Origin of the sequence: Negadavirga shengliensis (assembly GCF_042652345.1) — a bacterium.
Taxonomy (GTDB): domain Bacteria; phylum Bacteroidota; class Bacteroidia; order Cytophagales; family Cyclobacteriaceae; genus Negadavirga; species Negadavirga shengliensis.
Genome location: NZ_JBHSJJ010000010.1, coordinates 102482 through 124343 on the forward strand (window position 1 = coordinate 102482; position 21862 = coordinate 124343).

At 45.1% G+C, this 21862-nt stretch carries 15 protein-coding genes; all 15 read left to right on the top strand.

The window, feature by feature from the left end:
* Positions 1-8: 8 nt before the first annotated feature.
* Complete coding sequence (locus ACFPFU_RS16865) at positions 9-1526, top strand: lipopolysaccharide biosynthesis protein (RefSeq protein WP_377066173.1); 1518 nt, start codon at positions 9-11, stop codon at positions 1524-1526.
* A 5-nt stretch (positions 1527-1531) separates the two neighbouring features.
* Positions 1532-1966 carry a dUTP diphosphatase gene (dut, locus tag ACFPFU_RS16870; protein ID WP_377066175.1) on the top strand — a complete coding sequence of 145 codons (435 nt, stop codon included), beginning with the start codon at positions 1532-1534 and terminating at the stop codon, positions 1964-1966.
* A gap of 150 nt (positions 1967-2116) precedes the next feature.
* Positions 2117-3862: a tetratricopeptide repeat protein gene (locus ACFPFU_RS16875; RefSeq protein ID WP_377066177.1), complete on the top strand. Its 1746-nt coding sequence runs from the start codon at positions 2117-2119 to the stop codon at positions 3860-3862.
* Entirely contained in the window at positions 3855-4598 is a 744-nt protein-coding gene (lolB1, locus tag ACFPFU_RS16880) for a lipoprotein insertase outer membrane protein LolB1 (RefSeq protein WP_377066179.1), read from the top strand. Before ACFPFU_RS16875 ends, lolB1 begins: the two co-directional genes overlap by 8 nt.
* A complete protein-coding gene (locus ACFPFU_RS16885) occupies positions 4567-5850 on the top strand; it encodes a murein hydrolase activator EnvC family protein (RefSeq protein WP_377066181.1) in 1284 nt (427 codons plus the stop codon). Before lolB1 ends, ACFPFU_RS16885 begins: the two co-directional genes overlap by 32 nt.
* Before the next feature lie 112 nt (positions 5851-5962).
* Positions 5963-6166 carry a twin-arginine translocase TatA/TatE family subunit gene (tatA, locus tag ACFPFU_RS16890; protein WP_377066183.1) on the top strand — a complete coding sequence of 68 codons (204 nt, stop codon included), beginning with the start codon at positions 5963-5965 and terminating at the stop codon, positions 6164-6166.
* Positions 6167-6178: 12 nt separating this feature from the next.
* The gene (gene gatA / locus ACFPFU_RS16895) at positions 6179-7600 is read left to right on the top strand and encodes an Asp-tRNA(Asn)/Glu-tRNA(Gln) amidotransferase subunit GatA (protein WP_377066185.1); all 1422 of its coding nucleotides are present in this window, start codon (positions 6179-6181) and stop codon (positions 7598-7600) included.
* 19 nt (positions 7601-7619) lie between these two features.
* The gene (locus ACFPFU_RS16900; protein WP_377066187.1) at positions 7620-9038 is read left to right on the top strand and encodes a lytic transglycosylase domain-containing protein; all 1419 of its coding nucleotides are present in this window, start codon (positions 7620-7622) and stop codon (positions 9036-9038) included.
* 88 nt (positions 9039-9126) lie between these two features.
* Positions 9127-10227: a DUF4837 family protein gene (locus tag ACFPFU_RS16905; protein WP_377066189.1), complete on the top strand. Its 1101-nt coding sequence runs from the start codon at positions 9127-9129 to the stop codon at positions 10225-10227.
* Positions 10228-10252: 25 nt separating this feature from the next.
* A complete protein-coding gene (locus ACFPFU_RS16910) occupies positions 10253-12523 on the top strand; it encodes an NADP-dependent malic enzyme (RefSeq protein ID WP_377066191.1) in 2271 nt (756 codons plus the stop codon).
* Positions 12520-13119 (top strand): Holliday junction branch migration protein RuvA, encoded by a 600-nt coding sequence (ruvA, locus tag ACFPFU_RS16915; RefSeq protein ID WP_377066193.1) that lies wholly within the window; start codon positions 12520-12522, stop codon positions 13117-13119. Before ACFPFU_RS16910 ends, ruvA begins: the two co-directional genes overlap by 4 nt.
* 111 nt (positions 13120-13230) lie before the next feature.
* Positions 13231-20277 carry a T9SS outer membrane translocon Sov/SprA gene (gene sov / locus ACFPFU_RS16920; protein WP_377066195.1) on the top strand — a complete coding sequence of 2349 codons (7047 nt, stop codon included), beginning with the start codon at positions 13231-13233 and terminating at the stop codon, positions 20275-20277.
* A gap of 50 nt (positions 20278-20327) precedes the next feature.
* Entirely contained in the window at positions 20328-20705 is a 378-nt protein-coding gene (gene gcvH / locus ACFPFU_RS16925; RefSeq protein WP_377066197.1) for a glycine cleavage system protein GcvH, read from the top strand.
* Between the two features lie 8 nt (positions 20706-20713).
* Positions 20714-21094: a VanZ family protein gene (locus tag ACFPFU_RS16930; RefSeq protein ID WP_377066199.1), complete on the top strand. Its 381-nt coding sequence runs from the start codon at positions 20714-20716 to the stop codon at positions 21092-21094.
* A gap of 71 nt (positions 21095-21165) precedes the next feature.
* Positions 21166-21840, top strand: a complete 675-nt coding sequence (locus ACFPFU_RS16935; protein WP_377066201.1) for an energy transducer TonB — start codon at positions 21166-21168, stop codon at positions 21838-21840.
* Positions 21841-21862: the final 22 nt, after the last annotated feature.

The window sequence follows — 21862 nt, forward strand, 5'->3', positions numbered from 1 at the left end:
ATTTTTAAATGAGCCTGTTAAAACAGTTAGCCGGACAGTCTGCCATCTACGGCATCAGCAGTATACTCGGTAAAACCATCAATTTTTTACTGGTTCCTTTATATACAGGCTACTTGGACAAGGAAGCACTGGGCGCATTTACCATGATCTACGCGCTCATCGCATTCCTTAACGTCATCTTCACCTTCGGCATGGAAACCGCCTATTTCCGTTTTTCCACCGGAAAGGGGCTGGATCCAAAGCATGTCTACCAAAACGCGCAATCCCTGGTGACTGTCGTGGCCTTGTCCTTGGGCACTTTTATTTATTTGTTCGCAGATCCCATAGCCAATGGCTTAAATTACCCTGGCCAGGCTCATTTGTTCAGATGGGTGGCTTTTATCCTTACAATAGACGCCATTTTGGCCATCCCCTTTGCCCGTCTTAGAATGGAGGGCAGAGCTTTGACCTTTGCCTTGGTCAAACTTTCGAATATTTTACTGAATGTGGGCTTCAATGTATTGTTCATTGTGGTCTTTTACCATATTTACAGGGATGAGTTACTCCCTTTTCTGCGCCCCTTAATTTCTGGCTGGTACAGGCCGGATTGGGGCGTGGATTATATATTGCTGGCCAATTTATTGGCCAACTTCCTGGTCATTCCCATACTTTGGTTCTTATTGGGAAAATGGAAATTTGAACTCAAAAAATCCATTTTGCTCCCCATGTGGCACTATGCCATACCCCTGCTTTTCATGGGGCTGGCTGGCGTAACCAATGAGGTATTTTCCAGGGGACTGTTTGAATATGCGCTGCCAGAGGGGTTTTATGCCGGGCTGAGCAAACGGGAGGCCGGTGGGATCTTTGGCGCCAACTTCAAGCTGGCCATCTTCATGAACCTTATTATACAGGCCTTTAAATATGCTGCTGAGCCTTTTTTCTTCCAGCAATCCGGCAATAAAAATACCCCTGAGCTGTTTGCCAAGGTCATGCATTGGTTTATTATTTTCTGTTCTTTTCTGATGGTCCTGGTGGCGGTTAACCTCGACCTGATCGGAAACCTGTTTTTCCGGGCAGAGGGATATGAGATAGGGCTGAGCATGGTGCCCCTCTTGCTTATGGGCTATCTTTTTTTGGGCATTTATTATAATCTCAGCATTTGGTTCAAAATCACTGACAAAACCCACTACAGTTTTTATATCACCGCCATTGGGGCAGTCATCACGGTGGTGGTTATCCTTACCCTGGTCCCCGCTTTGGGATTCATTGGGGGCGCATTCAGCACATTGGCATGTTACCTGGCCATGAGTATCATCTGTTACTATACCGGACAGCGCCACTTTCCCGTTCCTTACAAAACCGAAAAAGGGCTGCTCTATCTTTTTGTTGCCTTTGTATTGAGTTACGGAGGTTTTTTTCTGGACTCCGGCAACGCTTTTATCAATTTTTTCGCCCATAACAGCCTTGTGCTGGTTTATGGAATACTGATTTTCTTAATGGAGAAAAAGGAACTATATTCGTTGCTTCGTTCATTTTTAAAGAAATAAACACCATGCAGGTAAAAGTAGTCAATCAATCAAGACACCCCCTTCCGGCTTACCAAACCCTACAATCGGCAGGCTTGGACCTCCGGGCAAATTTAGAAAACACCGTCGTTCTAAACCCGATGGAACGCAAACTGATAGGCACTGGACTTTACATGGAGTTGCCCGTAGGATATGAGGCGCAGATCCGCCCCAGAAGCGGGCTGGCTTTTAAATATGGTATTACGGTACTTAATACTCCGGGTACGATAGATGCGGACTATAGGGGAGAAATAAAAGTATTGCTTGTCAATCTTTCCCAGGAGCCCTTCACGGTTCAGGACGGTGAACGGATAGCACAGATGGTCGTCGCGCGGCATGAGCAGATCCAGTGGGAAGAAGCGGAAACACTTTCCCAAACTGATAGAGGGGCAGGGGGTTACGGAAGTACCGGCAAAAACTAAATTGTTTATAGCAAAAGGTGGATTTTATATAAACAGGAACCAAAAAGGTATTATTATTGTATCTGTGGTGAGTAATCATCATATATATCAGCTTTTCATGTGACCTGAAAAGATTTATCCTGAAGGACACCTGAAAGAGGCATTTGCACCATGAACATCAGAAACATCAAATTTCCAGTACGGGTGTTGGGTTTATTGCTTTTGGCCTGTTTACTTTTCGTGAACGGCCACGCGCAGGAAAAACCCGGCAAAAAAGAAAAAAAGACCAAAGAAAAAGAAACTTTGGCCAGTCGCCTTTTTATAGAGGGACAAAAATTCCTGATGCTGGAGGAATATGAAAAGGCATATTTTTACTTTGATAAAGCCCTGCAGTATAACCCGGATGAAGGAGCCATCTATTACAAGTTGGCGGAGATGATGCTCAAGGCCAACAACCAGGAAAAAGCCCTGGAATACGGCCACAAAGCATTGGAAAGCGACCCAGATAACAAATATTATCATCTCCTCATCGCGGAAATTTACAGCAAGCAACAAAAAAACAAGGAGGCTGCCGAAGTACTACAGGCTCTGATGGACCGGGATGACGACAGTCCTCAATATATACTGGAACTTGCCTCCCTTTATCTTTCCTCCCAGGAATTTGACAAGGCCTTGGATGCCCTGGATCAGGCGGAGGAACATTATGGGGTAGTGGAGCCGCTCACCGCCCAAAAACAGAGGATTTACCTTCGGAAAAACGACTTGGAAAGTGCTATCCGGGAAGGGAAAAAGCTGATAGAAGCCCACCCCGGAAACTCCCAGTACGTACTGGCATTGGTCGAAATCCTTTTTAATAACAACAGGTTGGACGATGCACTCGACCTTGTCCACAGCTCTCTTGAGGCTTACCCAAATCAGCCCGAACTCCAAATGGCTGCCTATACCCTGTACAAGCAAAAGGGTGATATAGAGCAATCAAGAAAGTACATTGTGGAAGCTTTTGAAAATCCGGATCTTAATCCGGACATGAAGGCCAGGGGTTTTGCTGAGGTTTTGCAGGAGATGAGAACAAGCGCAAGAGACAGCCTGTTGGATCGGCTTTCCGGTTCCATGGCCAGGCTGCATCCCAATGATCCGGACGTTTTGGCGGCGTTGGGGGACCATGAACTCTCCGATAACAATAAAGGAAAAGCGTTGGAATATTATCTGAAGTCCATCGATCTGCAGCCCAAAAACGAGCCCGTCCTGCAAAGCTCCATAACCCTGTCCTTTGAACTTCAAAAACCCTATGGGGAAATTGAAACCCTTACATCTCTCGCATTGGATGAGTTTCCAAAGAAAACAGAATTCTGGTTTTTTGATGGAACAAGTAAGTTAGGACAAAAAAAGTACGAAGAAGCCAAAAACTCCCTTGAAAAGGCACTTGAACTGAACGGAGGTAAAAACAAGCATCTTGAAATGATGATTTACGGCCAGCTGGGGGACACCTACCACTATCTGGACAAAAAAGAAGATGCCTATGAAGCTTATGAGAAAGTCCTTGCTTACAATCCCAACAATGAGCATATTTTAAATAATTATGCCTACTTTCTCTCGTTGGAGAAAAAGGATTTGGAAAAAGCCAAAAGAATGTCTGAAAGATTGGTGAGGAAATACCCTGAAAACGCCACTTACCTTGATACGCACGCGTGGGTTTTGTTTCAGATGGAGAATTTCAACGACGCAAGGGAATACATGGAAAAAGCCCTCGCGTACCAAACCACACCTAGCGGCGTAATGTATGAACACTACGGGGACATTCTTTACAAACTGGGGGAAAAAGATGAAGCCTTAAAATACTGGAATAAAGCAAAAGACTTAGAAGATACTTCTGAATTTTTAACCTTAAAAATCAAGAACAAGAGATATTATGAATAAGCAGTTTTTAGTGGCCGTCATCTTGGTGATTTTTTTCTTATGGGGCTGTGCCAGGAAACCCATGCTCTTCACTTCCGATAAAGTAATGGAAGAGTTTGACCCTCATTACCTGGATTTCAGTTACCTTACCGCTAGAGGCAGGGTAGTTCTGGAAGAGCAAAACGGCAAAATCACCAAAGGCACCTTAAACATCCGTGCAAAAAAGGACAGTGTGATCTGGTTTAACATGTCCCCCGGCTTGGGCATTGAAGCGGTAAGGGGACTTGTCACCACGGATCATATTAAAATCCGTGACCGGATCAATCACCAGATCATTGACATGAGTTACAGTGAATTCAGCGATAAGTATGGCGTTCCTCTTTCATTTTCCGTCTTCCAAAATTTACTTTTTGCCAATTTACCACACGAATTCAGTTTAAGAGACCGTTTGGTAAGGGTAGGCAGAACATTCGAACTGAATCAGGAAAGGGATAACATCGTATACAAATCAGTAGTAAGTGCTACACATGGCAAGGTGACACAACTCGAGAGCGAGGCCATGAGAAACCGTTCAGGCAGTCTTTCTGCCAGTTATATGGAATTCAAAGATGTGGAAAGCCAACCCTTTCCCTATAAAGCGCTGATAAAAATGGTACTGAGCCTACCGCAGAAACCCAAAACACAATTTTCTTTGAATGCAGAAATGGTCAAAGTAGATCTAACGAATGAACCTCTCTCTTTTCCATACAACTTTTGATGTCAATTTTAAAAACAAGTCGGTCATTCTGTTTGTGCTGACCGGAGTGTTATTGTTTTTTTTCTGCCCGGCGGAAGCCCAGGTCACCAAATCCAGGGCCCAGCTGGAAAAAGAGAAGGAAGCGATCCAAAAACGCCTCAGGGAATATGACAACATACTTAAACAAACCACTACCCTGAAAAGAAACACTTTGGGCGAGCTTAAGGCCGTCAACCAAAAACTGGATACCCGCATTGCTTATATCAATACCCTGAACAGGGAAGTCAATCTGATTAACAGGGAAATCAACGAAACCGAAGAGCGGATCAAAACATTGGAAGAAGAATTGGACCAGCTGAAGGAGGAATACGCCCAAATGATATATACTTCTTATAAGCTGAACCAGGGTGTAAATGTAATCACCTTTATCTTCAGCTCTTCCACGTTCAAGCAGTTCTATATGAGGCTGAGGTACTTAAAACAGTACAGCGATGCCCGTAAAAAGCAAGTGGCCCATATGGAAAAAGTGAACCGGGATCTGGGACAGCAGCGCCTGGTTTTGGAAGGAAAACGGCAGGAAAAACAACTGGTATTGGAGCAGGAAAGAGAGGAGAAAAGACAACTTGATGTGCTGAAAAACGAGCAGCAAGGGATATTCAATACTTTGACGCAAAAAGAACAGGAGTTAAAAAAAGAAATAGAAGCCACCAAAAAGCAACAGGAAGAGCTTAACAGGCTGATCAAACGGGTCATAGAGGAAGAAATCCGGTTGGCGAGAGAAGCTTCCAGGAAAAAGGATTCAAAGGCCAGTACCAGACCCGGCAGCAGTATCCCGATGACTCCGGAAGTAGCCGCATTGTCCTCCTCCTTCGCAGGAAACCGGGGAAATATCCCTTGGCCGGTAGAAAGCGGTTTCATCTCAAAAAGATATGGCACATTTCCCCACCCTACGCTGAAAGGGATTACAGAAACCAATGACGGGGTAGACATTCAGACCAACACCAATGAGCCGGTCCGGTCGGTGTTCGACGGGGTTGTCACAAAAATAACCACCGTCCCCGGAATGGGAGGAACGGTCATTATCCGGCACGGAGAATTTTACACGATGTACAGCAGGTTAAAAACCATTTCGGTAAAATCCGGCCAGGAAGTGAAGGCCAGATCCATAATAGGAACAGTTTATACCGACAGAAACGGCGTATCGGAACTTCATTTTCAAACATGGAAGGGATTGGAAGTAATGGACCCAAGTATTTGGCTTTCTAAGAAATAATCCTTAAATTTTACCATATATAAAAAAAACAAAACAACAAGCTTTATTTCCTTTGCGTTAGTAAAGCACAGTTATATATTTGTAACTAATTTGAAACCAAAATAAGTAAAAGATGAATACATTGGGTTTTATTCAAAATATCGGAGGGGGATCTTTGGTGATCATCATTCTGGTAATCATACTCCTCTTCGGTGCCAAAAGAATACCTGAACTGGCGAGAGGATTGGGAAGAGGCATCAGGGAATTCAAGGACGCTACCAAAGAAATCCAAGAAGATTTGGAGGAAGGTCTTAAAGACAAGAAAACTAAAGACTAACAAGCTGACAAGTTGGAAAAAATTCGTTCATTCGATGAAATAAAAAAATCGCTTGAAAATAAGGAGACTGATTGTAAAGCGATTGTCAATCATTACCTCACTAACATTGAAACGAAGGCGCATCTCAACGCCTTCGTTGAAGTTTATAGCCAATCCGCTCTAAAGCAGGCAGAGCAAGTTGACGCCAAAATCTCCTCCGGAACCGCCGGCAAACTGGCGGGAATGGTTATAGGGATTAAGGATGTCTTATGCTATAAGGACCATATCATCAACGCATCAAGCAAGATATTGGAAGGTTTTGAGTCCCAGTTTACCGCCACCGCAGTGCAGCGTCTTATTGATGAAGATGCCATCATCATTGGCAGGATAAACTGTGATGAATTTGGTATGGGCTCTTCCAATGAGAACTCAGTACACGGCAAGGTGCTGAATGCGATTGATGAATCAAGAGTACCGGGAGGATCCTCAGGTGGGTCCGCAGTGGCTGTTCAGGCAAATTTATGTACAGTGGCATTGGGCACCGACACAGGTGGATCTGTGAGACAGCCTGCGGCATTTACCGGGGTTATTGGCCTCAAACCCACCTATTCACGGGTCTCAAGGTTCGGCTTGATTGCGTATGCTTCCTCATTCGATACCATTGGTGTGTTTTCCACCAATGTCAAAGACAATGCCCTGGTGCTGGAAACCATGGCTGGTGCGGATTCCTTTGACAGTACGGCATCCAGAAAACCTGTTCCTAAATACAGCGAACTGCTGCATTTTGATAAACCCGCCAAAATTGCTTACCTGAAAGAAACGGTGTTTTCGGATGCATTGCAGCCTGAAATCAGGAAAGAAACCCTCAAAACGCTCGAGAAACTGAAAAATGAAGGACACCAGGTAGAGGAAGTGAATTTTCCTTTATTGGATTATGTCCTCCCCACCTATTATATCCTCACAACCGCTGAGGCCAGCTCCAATTTATCCAGGTTTGACGGGGTAAAATACGGTTACCGTACTCCAAACGCCCATAACCTGGAAAGCATGTACAAGCTCACCCGATCAGAAGGTTTCGGGGAAGAGGTGAAAAGAAGGATTATGCTGGGTACATTTGTATTGAGCGCCAGCTATTATGACGCTTACTTCACCAAAGCCCAGAAGGTAAGAAGATTAATCAAAGATTTCACTGAAGATTTATTGAATAAATTTGATTATATTGTGTTGCCGACCACCCCGAGCACGGCGTTTAGATTCGGAGAGCATTCCAATGACCCGGTAGCCATGTATCTGGAAGATTTGTTTACTGTACAGGCATCCGTATCAGGGGTTCCGGCAATATCCATACCTAACGGAAAGGATGAAAAAGGTCTGCCTATAGGGTTACAGATTATGGCCAATTCCTTTAAGGAAGCCGAACTGTATGCTTTTGCTGATCATCTTACTGCGTCTTAACTTAGATTTTAATGGCCCCATGAAGTTTCACGTTTTCCACAGAAAGTTTTTTTTGATCTTCCTTATCGGTGGTCTTCATCTACAGCACACCTCCGGTCAGGAGTTATCTGATTTCATGAACTTGGGTTTAAGGGATAAGGTGGAAACCGTGGAACCTTATTATGATTACGAATATATTCCGGATTTCACTTACAATGAGGTAGAGAAACGTGTCAAAGGGATGAAAACGGATATGCCCTTTGAATTAAATGAAACCATTTTTGCTTTTGTCAACTACTTCACTGTACGGAACAGGGAGTATACCAGGATGGTCCTTGCCAGGAAAGAAATTTATTTCCCCCTGTTTGAGGAAGCTCTGAAAGACCACAATATGCCCGAGGATATTAAGTTCCTCTCCATCATTGAATCGGGGCTTAACCCGAGGGCCCGCTCCCGTGTAGGCGCCATGGGGCTGTGGCAGTTTATGCCCGGCACAGGCCGGGAATATAAGTTATATGTCAACGAATATATAGATGACCGGATGGACCCGGAAATGTCGACTGAAGCAGCGTTATTATACCTAAAAGCGCTTTATCGACGGTTTGGAGATTGGGAACTGGCATTGGCGGCATACAATTGCGGCCCAGGCAATGTGAATAAAGCGATCCGCCGTTCAGGAGGGAAAAAGACATTTTGGGAAATTTATAATTACTTGCCCAGAGAAACAAGAAGCTACATTCCTCAGTTTCAGGCCATCATGTATGTACTAAGGCATCCTGAACTCCACAATTTCGTCCTGGAAGAACCTACCTATCCTATCCCGTTCGAAAAAATAACCTTAAATGAAGGTTATGACCTGGAGAATTTTGCCAAGATAACAGACATCTGTATCGAGGACCTGGAACATCTGAACCCTTCAATTCTAAACCGGCAAATACCCGGTTTCAAAAAGAATATGGCCCTAAGGATTCCAAGAAACAAGATTTCATATATTACGGAAAATCAGGAGTGGATAATTGATTCCCTTCGTTTGGAAGCTGAAAGATTTCTTGCCGAAAACAAGCCCGCTCCAAGACAAGAGGACATATCCCAACCTATGCATACTTTGACTTATCGGGTAAAACCCGGTGATGTCCTGGGGAAAATCGCCCAGCAATACAATGTGCCGTTGACCCAACTTAAAAGCTGGAACAATCTGTCTTCCAATATGATCCGGGTGGGTCAGGTACTGCATATCTACCAGGACAATGCTTCCTTCGAGAAAAATCTCGCCAACAATACCCGTTCCAACAATTCTGTTTCCGAGAGCGGCGACAACAAAACATATACTGTCCAGCCAGGAGATTCCCTGTGGTTAATATCCAAAAAACTTAATGGTGTCACCATTGAGCAGCTAAAAAAACTCAACAACCTCAATAACAACCAGATCAAACCCGGTCAAAAATTGATCATTGGATAAACCAAAAACAAACTATTTTTTTAATTTAATTTTATCTCCTTCCAAAATTTCCCTAAATTGGGATTGGGCAAACCAAAAGTACACAAACATGAATTTAAAAATCTCAAATATTATCCTGTTTATATTTATTCTGTTGGGCTGTTTGACGGGTTGTGAAGAAGGTAGCGGCGGGGAAAGCACCGGCAACAAGCCCAGGGCCAGAGGCTCTTTGGGGGAGATTCTTCTGGTCATCGATTCCGCAAAGTATGCGGGTCCCGTCGGAAATGCCCTGAGGGAGGTCTTCCAGGAGGACATCAAAGGAATTATCCGGGAAGAATCTCTTTTTTACATCCGCAGAGTAGACCCCAGAAGCCTGACCAGAATTCTTAAAATGGCCCATAACATGGTTTATGTGACGACATTTGACGACAAATATCCTGGCAGTAGGGTAATCAACAACCAATTTACTCCTGAATCCAAGGAAATGGCCAAAGAAGACCCCTCCCTTTTTATGCTTAGAAACAAAGATGAGTTTGCGGTTGGACAGGAAGTCCTTTATCTTTTTGGCAACAATGAACAGGAATTGATCAGAAACCTTAGGGAGAACAAATCCAAAATCCAAAACCTTTTCATTACCAAAGAACGGGAAAAGTTGGGCACGGCACTGTTCAGTAGAAAAAACAGCGCTGCAACAGTCCTTGCCCGGGAAAAGATGGGCATCAAACTCAACCTCCCCGCCTCCTATCAGTTTGTATTGGAAGAGGAGAATTTTCTGTGGTACAGACAACCTACCCCCAGGTCAGATAAAGCCGACATCAGCCTGTTCTTTTACCAGACAGACTACATTTCCGAAGAACAGGCCTTTCCCGAAAACATCATTAAAATGCGGAATGACGTAACCAAAAGACATATTTTTGGTGATCCGGCAAACAGAGAATCTTATCTGGTTATCGAAACGATAGAACCACCCGTTTTCAGCAACACGCAAATAGATGGCAAATATGCTATAGAAATGAGGGGTGCGTGGAAAACCAATAACCTGAGCATGGGAGGATCATTTGTTTCTTATACCGTAGTGGACGACGAGCGGGGTAAATTGCTGTATATGGAAGGTTTTGTATATTACCCCAATGAAGCCCACCGGGCTGCTTTGAGAGAAATAGAAACCATACTCATGGCCACAGAATTATCCGTCCAAACCAACCCATAATCCGAAAAAAAGAAATCCAGCCCAAATGGCAATAAAAATCAGAAAAGAAGACGCGCTCCATTACCACCACTCTCCCAAACCGGGAAAAATAGAAGTCATTCCTTCCAAACCATTATCCAGCCAGTTGGACCTTGCCTTGGCATATTCTCCCGGAGTGGCCGAACCCTGTAAGGAAATCCAGGCGAATCCGGACAAAGTTTATCAATATACCTCTAAGGGCAATCTCGTTGCGGTGATTTCTAACGGCACCGCCGTACTGGGCCTGGGAAACATCGGACCGGAAGCATCCAAACCGGTGATGGAAGGTAAAGGTGTACTTTTCAAAAAATTTGCGGGAATAGATGTTTTTGACTTGGAAATCAATGAAAAGGAGCCCGACAAACTGATCCAGATCATTAAGTCCTTAGAGCCCACCTTCGGTGGAATCAACCTTGAGGACATTAAAGCCCCCGAATGCTTCATTATCGAAAAAAGTCTGAAAGATGCCATGAACATCCCCGTAATGCATGATGACCAGCATGGCACGGCCATCATTTCGGGAGCGGCTTTATTGAATGCATTGGAGTTGATCGGGAAAAAAATCGAGGATATCCGGCTTGTGGTGAGTGGTGCCGGAGCGGCAGCCATTTCCTGCACCCGGTTTTATATCGGCTTGGGTGTGAAACTGGAAAATGTGGTCATGTGCGATATTGACGGGGTAATCCGTAAAGACCGGGCCGGACTTGATGAGGTAAGAATGATGTTTGCCACTGACAAGGACATCCATCATATCAGTGAAGCGCTGGAAGGAGCCGATGTGTTCCTGGGACTGTCCGCAGGTAATATTATTTCCCAAGACCAAATCCGGTCCATGGCTGACAATCCCATTGTCTTTGCGTTGGCCAACCCTGATCCGGAGATAAGCTATGAGTTGGCCACCTCAGCCCGGGAAGACGTCATCATGGCGACAGGCCGGTCTGATTTCCCTAATCAGGTAAACAATGTGATCGGCTTTCCTTATATTTTCCGTGGAGCCCTGGACGTAAGGGCTACCAGTATCAATGAAGAGATGAAACTGGCAGCTGCCCATGCCATTGCCAGGCTGGCAAAGGAGCCTGTGCCGGACATCGTCAACAAGGCCTATGGAGAAAACAACCTGGTTTATGGCAAACAATACCTCATCCCCAAACCGCTGGACCCCAGGCTCATTACGACCATTGCCCCGGCGATAGCTAAGGCTGCCATGACCTCAGGGGTGGCCCGCCTGTCCATCGATGATTGGGAAGCTTACGAACTGGAATTACAGGAAAGAATAGGCATTGATCAAAGGCTTATGTCACGGGTCATCTCAAGGGCCAAGAAGGACCCCAAAAAGGTGGTGTTTGCGGAGGCGGACAACCGGAAAATCCTCAAATCAGCCCAACTGATCAAAGATGAGAAAATTGGAATCCCGATTTTGTTAGGCAATAGAGAAAAAATCCATAGACTTATTGAGGAAAACAGTCTGGACCTGGGGGATGTTACCATCATTGACCCTTATGAGGAAAATGACAGCATAGAAACCTATGGCATGAGGCTGTACGATAAACGCAAGAGAAAGGGACTTACTCCCTATGAGGCCAAAAAACTGATGCGCGACCGCAATTATTTTGGCGCCATGATGGTAGAACTTGGAGAGGCCGATGCGCTGATTTCAGGACTTACCAAAGACTATCCCAGAACCATCCTGCCGGCACTGCATATCATCGGCGTCAAAAAAGGAGTTGACCGCGTGGCAGGTATGTACATTATGAATTCTGACAAAGGCCCCTTCTTTTTTGCGGACACTACTGTCAACGAGAATCCCACAGCGGACCAGCTTGTGGAAATCATTGGTCTCACCGCCAATGGTGTGCGGTTCTTTGATATCGAGCCCAAAATCGCTGTGCTCTCCTACTCCAACTTTGGCTCAGCAAAAGGCGATGTCCCGTCCAAAACCTCCCTGGCCACCATGAAGGCAAAAGCCCGCTTCCCCGAGCTGGTCATCGAAGGTGAGATGCAGGCCAATGTGGCCTTGGATGAAAAAATACAGAGGGAAAATTACCCTTTCAGCACATTGATCAACAACAAAGCCAACACACTGATTTTTCCAGATCTTGCTTCAGGAAACATTGCCTATAAATTGCTTGCCGAAATCGGCAACTCCGAGGCCATCGGCCCCATTTTGCTGGGAATGAACAAATCGGTACATGTTCTCCAGCTTGGCAGTTCGATACGTGAAATCATCAACATGGTAGCTATAGCAGTGGTGGATGCTCAAACCATCAATTCAAAATGATTGCTTATCTAAAAGGAAAGTTAGCGCACAAAGATCCTACATTTGTCATCATTGATATACAGGGAGTGGGATATCAGGTCAAAATATCCCTGAATACCTTCTCCAAAATCAAAGATGAAGAAAATATCATTTTACATACTTATCTTCATGTCAAAGAAGATTCACATACACTGTATGGTTTTAGGGAAGAGGATGAAAAAAGACTATTTTTGGAACTCATTTCGATTAATGGTGTGGGACCGAACACAGGGTTAATGATCCTTTCTTCCTTGAATGTGGAAGAATTGGAAAGTGCGATTTTACACGGTGACCACACCATCATCCAAAGGGTCAAGGGCATAGGTATGAAGACTGCCCAAAGAATCGTTCTTGAACTTAAAGACAAGATCAAAAAAGAAATTTTCCAAGACGGAACGCTGGCTCAACCCGGGTTTATCCAGAACAGCAATAAATTAAAACAGGAAGCGTTACAAGCCTTGGTAACCCTTGGATTTTCAAAAGCAATAGCTGAAAAAAATATCGCGGCTGTATTGAAAAAAAACGGACCTGATATTTCTTTGGAAGCATTAATTAAAGCATCTTTAAAGTCATCTTAACGTGCATTAGCATTGACCTTTACATTCTCAAATACTTTTTCGAGGATAAAGTCAACACATCATTTGCTAACCAGAAAAATTTGGTTGTGTCTTGTGCTGTGCATTATAGGTATGTCTCATTTACAAGCTTTTCAGGAACCTGCCGGCAGCACCGCGGACACGGTTCCCAGTAGGCTTGATTCTCTGCAAAAAAGGAAAAGCCTTCCTTCATTTTTGCTTTGGGACAACCTGAATACCAGTCCCCTTTACCCCTATCAAAACCCTTTTCTACGGGGGTCATCGCCCTTTCTGCTACCCCCTCCCACCGAACAAAGGATAGAGGTAGAAGTAGACACCGCTTTTAGATATAAAATACTGGAAGACCTGGATTCAGGAGAGGTGGAATCCGGCTATACCCTGGATTTCGACGATTTTTCAAAAATGCAGGAATTAAGGTTGAGGCAGGAATATTGGAGAAACCGATCCCGGGGGATGGATGGGGAAAGCGCCGTGGGAGGCAGGGGCCTGATCCCTCCCATTACCATGAGCCCGACTTTTGACAGGATTTTTGGAGGCAATGAAATCAATATCATACCCACGGGAAACGTAAACCTGGACTTCGGCGGTATTTTCAGAAGAATTGACAACCCCTCTATCCCCATCCGGCAGCAGCGAAACGGAGGCTTTAACTTTAACCAGCAAATCCAAATGAGCGTAAACGGTCTCCTCGGACAAAAAGTACGGATAGGGGCCAATTTCGATAGCAATAATTCCTTCGATTTTGAAAACCAGCTGAAAGTCGAGTATACGGGGTTTGAAGAGGATATTTTGAAAAGTGTGGAAATAGGGAATGTGAGTATGCCTGTTCAAAACAGTCTGATACAGGGAGCCCAAAACCTTTTCGGTGTAAAAACCCAGATGCAGTTCGGGAAGCTTTTTATGACCACAGTAGCTTCCACCCAAAGAGGCAGGAGAGATGAAATCATCATCGAAGGAGGAAATCAGGGAAGGCCATTTGAAATCAGGGCTTCGGAGTATGACGAAAACCGGCACTTCTTCCTCGGCCATTTTTTCCGCAACAACTATGAAAACTGGCTGCGTGGATTACCTCAGGTTTTGTCAGGGGTGCAGATCACCCGGCTTGAAGTATACATTATGAACCGGGCCAACAACACCCAAACCCTGCGTAATTTTGCTGCCTTTTTGGATCTCGGGGAGGGACAGGTCATATACCGGCCGGACAATCCCAATATCGGTTCGGGAAATCCGCAGTCACCAGCCGCCAACGGCGCCAACGACTTGTTTGCAAGTCTTCGTGCCAACCCCTCCTTCAGAAATTCCCAGCAGTCCGCCAGCGCCATAGGCAACCAACTGGGACTGGAAAGAGGAACTGACTTCGAACAGATCAACGGTGCCAGAAAACTTGCGGAGAACGAATACACTTTTCACCGTGAACTGGGTTATTTTAGTCTTTCCAGGAAGCTACAAAATGACGAAGTTATCGCTGTTTCATATGAATACACTTATAATGGACAGAGTTATAAAGTAGGGGAACTATCAGAGGATTACCAAAACAGGCCGGAAAATGAAGTCCTTTTTCTAAAAATGCTCCGTCCGGCAAGGATCAACACCCGGATCCCTACCTGGGACCTGATGATGAAAAACGTATACAACCTGAACGCTAACCAGATCCAGCGCGAGGGGTTTCAGCTCCAGATCATCTACAGGGACGATAGAACGGGATTGGACAACCCAAGCCTTTTGGAAGGGCAAAATGTAAAAGACATCCCGTTGATCCGTCTTTTGCAGTTGGATAACCTCAATCCTCAAAATGATCCTCAGCCCGACGGCAATTTCGACTTTGTGCAGGGCATTACCATCCGTCCCGAACAGGGGCTGGTCGTCTTTCCTGTTTTGGAACCTTTTGGAAAGACGCTTGAAAACCATTTTCTCCCTTCCGAAGCGAGTCTCAAAGATAAATTTGTTTACGACACGCTGTATAGAACGACACTGGCAGATGCAGAACTGGTCACACGACTGAACAAGTACTTTCTAAAAGGCAGCTTTACAGCAGGATCAGCCTCTGAAATCCAGCTCCCCGGACTCAATATTTCGGAAGGTTCTGTTTTGGTGACTGCCGGAAACATTCCTCTTACAGAAGGAGTGGACTATACCGTTGACTACAATACAGGACGGCTGGTGATCATCAATGAAGGTATTCTCCAGTCCGGTAAAAGGATAAGTATCAGCTTTGAAAAGGCGGATTTGGTTTCCTTTCAGACCAGAAGTCTGCTGGGTACCCGGTTTGATTATCTTTTTAGTGAAAATTTCAACATTGGAGGTACGTTTCTGTATCTCAACGAAAGACCCAACATATCCAGGATAAGTACCGGAAATGAAACGTTGAGAAACAGCTTGTGGGGGCTCGACATGAACTACAGCGATGAATCGCTGTTTCTGACAAAACTGGCAGATGCGCTTCCCTTTACGGAAACCAAGGAGACTTCCCTCATTCAGTTCTCCGGGGAGTTTGCACACCTCATCCCGGGCACTTCCAACAAAGTGGACGGAGAGGGGGCTTCTTACATCGATGATTTTGAGACGGCCATCATCCCATTTAACCTGGGCTCTTCCCCACAAACCTGGAAGCTAGGAGCCACACCTGCCACCGATGACAACCGTTTTGACCAAAGCCAGCTGAGTGAAGACCGTCTGGGCAACGCCTATAGGAGAGCCAGGCTGGCGTGGTATACTATAGACAACGTTTTCTATAGGGAATCCGGTCCCGGCGTCCCATCCAATATTGACCGGGAGGACAGAAGGAATCATTACGTAAGAAGGGTAATTCCGCAGGAAATCTACCAGGGGAGAATCCGGGATGTAATCATTACCCCCGAACCTCTCTTTGAAATGGCCTATTTCCCCCACGAGCGAGGCATGTACAACTACAATACTTCGCTCACTGGCAACGGATTATTGCCCAATCCAAGGCAAAACTATGGAGGGATCACCAGGGCCATCACCTCTGAGGTGGATTTTGACCGGACCAACATCGAATACATAGAATTCTGGCTGATGGATCCTTTTTTGCCCGGACCGAATGGAAGGGTTCTCGATGGGGTTTTCAACGAAAATAATACCACCGGGGGAAAACTTGTATTCAACCTGGGCGAAATATCCGAAGATGTCATGGTAGATGGCAGACATGCTTTTGAAAACGGCTTGTCTCCGGATGGATCCACTGAAAGGACTGCGGAAAATGAATGGGGAAGGGTGACCAATCAGCAGTTTTTGACCCCGGCATTTGACAATTCGGCTGAAGCAAGGCAAAACCAGGACGTAGGCTTGGACGGGCTGAGCAATGAAGATGAAGTCGCTTTTTACCAGAGTCGTTACCTTGACAGGCTAAACGTAGCACCAGAAGCCATGCAGGAGATCCTAAACGACCCTTCGGCCGACGATTTTCAATATTATCTTGACCCTGAATTTGACCAAGGCAACATCAAAATACTGGAACGGTATAAAAAATTCAACGGGATGGAGGGCAACACCCCCATTACCTCCAATACAAACCTTCCTTATACCCCCTCAGGCTCCAACGTCCCCGACAATGAAGACCTTAACAACGACAACACCATCAATGAGTTGGAAAGCTACTATGAATACGAAATCGACCTGAGACCCAATCAGCTCCGTGTAGGAGAAAACAATATTGTGGATAGGATAACCCACGTCGAAAATGGCGAGGAGGTAAACTGGTATCTTTTCCGTATTCCTGTAAGACAACCACACGGATCGTATGGTGGCATTTCCGGATTCAAGTCAATCCGTTTCATGAGGACTTATCTTACCGATTTTCAACAGCCGGTGGTATTGAGGATGGGGAACTTCAGGCTCGTGGGCAGCCAATGGCGGATTTTTCAGGAATCTTTGTTCGAGAGAGGGTTTTCGGAGATCCCTGAACCCGACAATTCCAACTTTACGGTTGGGGTGGTAAACATCGAAGAACACGGACAGGGCAGTGAAGACCAACCTCCCTACGTATTGCCGCCGGGGATTTTCAGAGACCGTGACAATACGTCAACCGTGGAAAGACAGCTTAATGAACAATCCCTGAGCCTTTGTGTTGAAAATTTACAAAGCAGAGATTCCAGAGCGGTTTTTAAAAATGTTGACCAAGACTTGGTTCAATATGGCAGGTTAAAAATGTTTTTCCATGCTCACAGTCGGGACGCCCAGAACGGGGAACTGACCGCTTATTTACGACTGGGAACAGATTACACCGACAACTATTATGAGATTGAGGTGCCTTTGATGATCACCCCTCACAATACACGTGATCCCAGGCAAATATGGCCTTTGGAAAACGAGATAGACATCGCCATCAATGAAATAGTAGGCGTCAAGGCGGAAAGGGACAACAACCAAAGACCCCAAAACCTGGCTTATTCTGCCCAAATACGTCAATATAAAGTCACTGTAGTCGGCCGGCCTGAATTGAGCTTTATTCAGGGGATGATGATAGGCATCAGGAACCCGGGCCATACAGGAGGAGCCAGCAAATCGGTTTGTGTATGGGCCAATGAGCTCCGCGCTACCGACTTCAACAAGTCCTCCGGATGGGCTGCCAACGCCCGGCTGAACGCACAAATTGCCGATGTGGCGGTGATCTCTTCCTCCATCCGTCACAACAGCTTTGGTTTTGGCAGCTTAGAAACCAGGCTTTCTGAAAGGGCCAGGGAATCCACCACCCAGTATGATATTTCAGCAAACGTAAATGTGGACAAAATCCTTCCCCAAGGACTTGGGCTGAGTATTCCCATGTATGTCAGCTTGGAAAACTCGACCACCAAACCTGAATTTGACCCGTTGAACCCGGACGTTCCCTTTGAGATTGCCCTTCAGAAATTCAGGACGGATGAAGAAAGGGATACTTATAGGAACCTTGTCCTGGACCAATCCAAACGAAGGAATTTCAGTTTGAACAACGTAAGGAAAGTCAGGGATCCTGAAAAGGAAACCAACAGAATCTATGATTTGGAAAACTTCTCCTTTTCTTATGCCTTTGGTTCGGTGCGACAAAGCAATATACAAATGGAAAGTTATGAGTTTGAAACTTACCGGGGCAGCATCGCCTATAATTTCCAGCCCAACCCGCTTATCGTAGAACCTTTCAAGAACTTCGGGTTTTTAGACAGCAACCATCTGCAACTTCTACAGGACATCAATTTTAATTTTTCCCCTTCTTTGGTATCCGCCAGATTGGATGTGGACAGAAGGTTCATGAGAACCCAAAACAGGAATGACCAGCTGTCGACTACCGGCGTGGATCCCTTGTTCCAAAAAAGCTTTTTCATTAACCGTTTTTACAGCCTGAATTGGGATTTTACCAAAAACCTTTCCTTTGATTACAATTCAAGTATCAATGCCGTTGTGGACGAGCCTGAAGGTGATCTGGACACGGAAGCGAAGCTGGATTCCCTTAGGGCCAATATCAGACGGCTGGGCCGTACGACCAATTACACCCACCAGGCAGTGGTCAATTATACCGTACCCTTGGATAAATCCCCCCTTACGGACTGGATCAGAACGGATCTCAGGTACGAGGCTACCTACAGTTGGGTAACCGGTGCGCTGGGACAAAGGGACAGCTTGGGGAACGTGATCCAAAATTCCAGGGACAGGTCGATCACCGGTAAACTTGATCTTGTACAACTCTACAACAAAAGCAAAAAGCTGAATGCCTTAAACGCACCGAAAAGACCCTCTATCCCGGGCCGGCAGACAGAAGAGGACCAACCTTCAACAGGTGGAAAGGGTGATGACCTGTTGAAATTTTTGATGATGATAAAGGAAGTCAATTTCAGGTATCAAATCACCGAAGGCACTTTCCTTCCCGGCTATCTGGAAAACACAGGCCTCCTCGGTATGGACAGGAGTTTTATGAACCCCGGTTTGGGATTCATATTCGGCAGTCAAAACAGCAATGTCCGGTTTGACCTTGCCAACAACGGCGTATTGGCACCGAGTACCGCCCTTACCCAAACTTTCCGGCAAAACGAAACAAAAAATCTCCAGATATCCTCTCTTGTAGAGCCCATCAGAGATTTCCGGATCACCTTGGACCTGCGCAAAAGGGAAACGGGAGACTATACCGAAATTTTCAGAAGGTCCAGTCCGGGAAGCGACAGCTATACCTCCGTGAATCCCAACAGAATGGGGGCGTATAGCATCAGCTACAATATCATCAAAACAGTTTTTGCACGGGATGATGCCCAAAATAACTCTCCTCTCTTTCAGGATTTTGAAAATTACAGGGCCATTATTCAAAGCCGCTTGGAAGCAGAAAATCCGGGAGGCACCTATAATATCAATGGGCAGAGTGTGCTTGTGCCTTCATTTTTGGCGGCTTATTCCGGCAAATCCCCGGAAGAAGTTTCTTTGAATCCGTTCCCTAAAATCCCTTTGCCCAATTGGAGGATAGAGTACCGGGGATTGGCCAGATTGCCGGCTTTTAGTGAATATTTTTCATCCATTAACTTAACCCACAGCTATGCTTCTGCCTATGAAGTAAGCAACTTTTCCAACTCATTGCTTTACCAAGAAGGCCTGGAGCTTTACAATGCCCTGCAAAATATTCCCCAAGCAACACTTACGGATGAGTTTGGGGCATTTATTCCCATCTTTGTACTTAACGATGTGGTGATTTGGGAAAGGTTTGCCCCTTTGATAGGGGTTGACCTGCTTACCAAAGACAGGATGAACATCAGTTTTGAATACAATTCGGAAAGAAATATCGGTTTGAATTTCTCCAATGCTCAAATAAGGGAACAAAAGAGTCAGGACTTCAGGTTTGACCTTGGGTATACCAAGGCTGGGGTGAAAGTCCCCTTCAAAATCCAAGGTCAGCAGGAAGTGCTCAGCAACGACCTCACCGTGAGAATATCCACCCGGGTGATGGATACCCGAACCGTTCAAAGAAAAATAGAGGAAGTAAGCACCCTTACCGACGGAAACCTGAATATCCAATTGAGGCCGAGCATCGGCTATGTGGTCAACCAAAAACTTAATGTACAATTTTACTTTGACCGGACCATCAACGACCCAAAAGTCTCCACCGCCTTTAGAAGAAGCTCTACCGCATTTGGGGGGCAGTTGACATTTAATTTGAGCCAATGATTTTGACATTGAATGAATCCTTGTATTTTTGGACAACTAATTGACAGCATATGAATTTTCCTAAAGAACTCAAGTACACCAAAGACCACGAATGGATAAAAGCCGAAGGTGAAACAGCCACAATCGGCATCACTGAATTTGCCCAAAAGGAACTGGGGGATATTGTATATGTGGATGTAGAAACTGTGGGTGAAACAGTTGATACCGGTGAGGTTTTTGGTACCGTAGAAGCAGTTAAAACTGTTTCGGATCTTTTTATGCCCGTTGCCGGAGAAATAATTGAATTCAATCAAGAACTTGAAGCGGCGCCTGAACTGGTGAATGAAGATCCTTATGGGAAAGGGTGGATGATAAAAGTAAAGATCAATGGTGAATTGCCCGCTGACCTCTTATCTTCGGAGGATTATAAGCAGTTGGTGGGACAATAAGGAAAAGATTGAAAAAAAGACTGATACCGGCGCTGATCTGGACCATAGGGGTGCTGTATGCCATATTTTCTCCTGGCAGTAACGTGCCAAAAATTCCAAAGTTCTTTGGATCGGATAAGCTTATCCATTTTATGCTCTTTTTTGGCCTGGTATTCCTATGGAACAGGGTAATCAATGAAAAGCCTCATCCGATAGAAAAGAAAAACAGATATTTTTTTACTAATTATTTAGTTTTTTGGATATTATTTGCTATCTTTACTGAGTACATGCAGAGATACGTTCCGGGACGGTCTTTTGATGGCTGGGATATAGTGGCCAATGCATTGGGGGGAACTATAGGTACAGTTGTTTTTGTTTATTTAAATAAGAGAAAAAGTGCTCTTGTATAAATAAAAATAAATTGTTACAATTGTTAATCGAAAGAAAAAACTGAAATCAAAAAAATAAAAGGAGTTTTAACATGGAAGCCAAAAAAACACCAAAAGCTGACTTGACCAAAAAGACAGGTATGTTCCTGAATTTAGGGTTAATGATCAGTGTAGGTCTGGTCCTGTTTGCCTTTGAATACAAATCATTCGATGATGGTTTGCTCAAAGATCTGGGATCGATCGACGATGACTTTGAAGAACTGTTGGATATACCCATCACCGAGCAGCCACCACCACCTCCACCACCCATCGAACAGCCTGAAATCAAGGAGATTCCCGATGAGGTAGAGATTGAGGAGAAAATCGAGGTTAACTTTGACGTGGATGTTAAGGAAGAAACCGTGATAAAGGAAGTCGTGATAGAAGAAGCCCCTGTAGAAGAGAAGGCGGATGAGATCTTCGACGTCGTAGAAAACATGCCTACTCCTCCGGGAGGAATGGAAGGATGGAACAAATACCTTCAGAAAAACCTAAAATACCCTACACAAGCCAGAAGGATGGGGATTGAAGGAACGGTTTATGTCGTGTTTGTGGTGAACACAGACGGGTCTATTCAAGATGTCGATATTTTGAGAGGTATCGGCGGAGGATGTGACGAAGAGGCCATGAGGGTAGTTAGAGAAGCCCCAGCCTGGGAGCCTGGAAGACAGAGAGGTAGACCGGTAAGGGTAAAAATGAGATTGCCTATCAGGTTTAAATTGAGCTAATAAGCTTAAGCCATAAAATAAA